Source organism: Corallococcus sp. AB045 (assembly GCF_003668895.1).
Lineage (GTDB): Bacteria > Myxococcota > Myxococcia > Myxococcales > Myxococcaceae > Corallococcus > Corallococcus coralloides.
In genome coordinates, this window is sequence record NZ_RAWN01000396.1 from 1 (window position 1) to 2,511 (window position 2,511).

The 2,511-nt window shown below is 68.3% G+C and carries 3 protein-coding genes and 1 pseudogene; all 4 read right to left on the minus strand.

All coding sequences use genetic code 11. From position 1 onward, the window contains the following. Window positions 1–392 precede the first annotated feature (392 nt). Window positions 393–845, minus strand: a complete 453-nt coding sequence (locus D7Y21_RS40990; RefSeq protein ID WP_121718601.1) for a hypothetical protein — start codon at window positions 843–845, stop codon at window positions 393–395. Continuing rightward, entirely contained in the window at window positions 842–1,489 is a 648-nt protein-coding gene (locus D7Y21_RS40995; protein WP_120561046.1) for an anti-sigma factor, read from the minus strand. The genes D7Y21_RS40990 and D7Y21_RS40995 overlap by 4 nt, the downstream gene beginning before the upstream one ends. Window positions 1,490–1,573: 84 nt before the next feature. Further along, on the minus strand, window positions 1,574–2,188 hold the full coding sequence (locus D7Y21_RS41000; RefSeq protein ID WP_120561696.1) for an RNA polymerase sigma factor: 615 nt from the start codon (window positions 2,186–2,188) through the stop codon (window positions 1,574–1,576). Window positions 2,189–2,249: 61 nt separating this feature from the next. Then, window positions 2,250–2,511: pseudogene (locus D7Y21_RS42130) on the minus strand (hypothetical protein); the annotation flags it as partial.

Here is a 2,511-nt window from a genome sequence, read left to right on the forward strand (position 1 = left end):
CCGTCCCGCCCGTCCTGCCCTCAGACCCAAGAGCAACTGCCGTGCCGTCGCTCAACTCGGCGTTTTCCGAGGGAAGAAAGCCCGAACCACCCCTGCCTTGCCGGGCAGGACTGTCTTTCTTTCAGCCCGGCTCCAGGTAGTTCCGCCCTCTTTCCTGCCCCCCGGTGCCATGCGCACCCCGGCGCACGTCAGGCGTGGGACGGAGCTGTCCGACGCTGGGACAGCACACCGTCCACGCAGGGGTGGATGTGCGAGGACCCGGGAAGATTCAGGAAAGGTGGGCCCTGACGCGGGGCCGCCCGGGGAGAAGGGGGCCATCCAGGCGTCAGGGTGGGGATTCCGCGGACGGCGCCTGCCTCAGGGGCGGCGCGCATCCGGCACGACTCACACTGCTACTTCGACGGCGGCACCAGGACGAGGATGAGCTCGCCACCCACGTGCTTGCCGGCCTTCTGGTACATGGCGCCCTGGCGGCCCAGCTCCACCTCCACGGAGGACTGGTTCGGGATGATGACGCGCAGCGTGGCGCTGCCGTCCTTCATGCCCAAGAGCTGGAGCGACGCGTTCGTCCCGTTGGGGAGCTTCACTTCCGTGGGCTTCTGGGCGCCCACCTCCACGGTGTCCAGCGACATGCGCTTGAAGGAGGTGAAGCTGAAGTTCTGCTTCTGGAACGCCTCCTTCATCTTGTTGAGCTCGGGTGGCTCCACCGCGGTGCCCTTGTTGGAGGCCAGCACCACCTCCACCTGCACCTTCACCTTCTGCTCCTGGGCGGAGGCGACCGCCGGCCCCATCACCAGGCCCACGGCGAACAGCAGGGCCAGCACCGCCCACGTCGGCTTCGTCATAGCGCTCCTCCGGTGGGCCGGGGCGGGACGGACGGAGCCGGCGCCGGCTGTCCTCCCTGGCCATCCTGCTCCACGCTCGAATCCTGGGACTCCACCGCGCCCGGCTTCTTCTCCTTCACGGGCTCCGGGGCCTGCTCCTGCTCGTCCACCATCCAGATGATGGAGCCGCCGCCCTCCGTCTCCATCACCACCGGGGCCACGCGGGCGCCCTGGTAGGACTGGATGGACTTCACCGTCATGCGCTCGGCGGCGTAGCCCTCCGGCGCGTTGTCGCGCAGCACCAGCGGCAGCGCCACCAGCATCACCACCGCGGCGGTGGCCAGCGACGAAATCATCGCCGTGCGCTGGTAGAGGAACATCTCCGACAGGGCCAGCCGCATCCGCTCGATGAGGGGCGGCTTCTCCGGCGTCACCCGGGCCATGACCTTCTGGGCGAAGTCCTTGAAGTCGACGTCGTCCACCGCCATGTCCAGGCCGACCCGGAGCAACCCGGACTCAGCGCGCAGGTCCGCCGCGCGGCCCGTGCAATCCCGGCAGGCGGCCAGGTGCCGCTCCACGTTGACGCGCTCCCCGGGAGCGACTTCACCGTCGATGTAGGGAGACAGGAGCGGTACGAAACGCTCACACGCGGGATTTCCGGCCATACTCTTCACCCTGCGGGCTGGTGGGAATTCGTCGGTGGGACGCGACGGGCCCCACGGATATTCGAGGAGGCCTTTCTGGCATCCTCATTCGTTGCCCACTCCGCTCTTGGCTTCGTCCAGCTCCAGATAATCCCCCAGGATTTTCTGCACCTTGGCGCGCGCGTGGAAGAGCCGGCTCATCACCGTGCCCTTGGGGATGTCCAGCGTGCGGGCCAGGTCCTCGTAGGACATTCCCTCGATTTCGCGCAGCAGGAGGATGGCGCGGTGCTTCTCCGGCACCGTGGCCAGGGCCTCTTGAATCTTCTCCGCCAGCTCCTTGCGCAGGGCGCTCTTCTGGGGATTGGTCCCCAGGCGGCTGCCGAGCGCGCCGATGCGGGCCTCGGAGAGGTCCACTTCCTGCGTCTCGTCGAACTCCACGGGCTCGCCGCCGCCGCGGCGCTTGCGCAGCACGTCGATGCAGATGTTGGACGTGATGCGGTAGAGCCACGTGTAGAAGGACGCGTCGCCCTTGAAGTGGTCCAGGTACTTGTAGACCTTGACGAACGCCTCCTGGGAGACGTCCATCGCCTCCTCCTTGTCCTTCAGCATTCCGAGCGCGACGGCATACACCTTGCGCTGGTAACGCTCGACGAGGAGCTTGAAGGCGCGCTGGTCCCCGCTGCGGACGCGCTTGACGAGTGTGAGGTCGTCGGTGGCCAAGTGCGCGGCACCGTAGCACAAGCCGCGCCAACCCCAAGGCTTTCGACGCGCCCCGTCGCTCCTAGAGGGAGCTGACGAGCGCGACGGCCGCCAGGGCCAGGCCCACCATGGCCAGCACCGCTCCAAAAACCATGCGGTCCCACTGGGCCTGGGTGACGGAGGAGTCCTCCGTGTCCTCTCCGGCCCGGAAGGCGTGGAGCACGTTCCAGAACATGCGGCCGCCCAGCCGGCGGTCGGAGCCGTGGCGGTCCCGGGGGTCGTCGTTCTGGAGGGGGCGCCCCTGGGCGTCCCGGCGCACGAAGGGGCCGGGCAGGGGCTGGTAG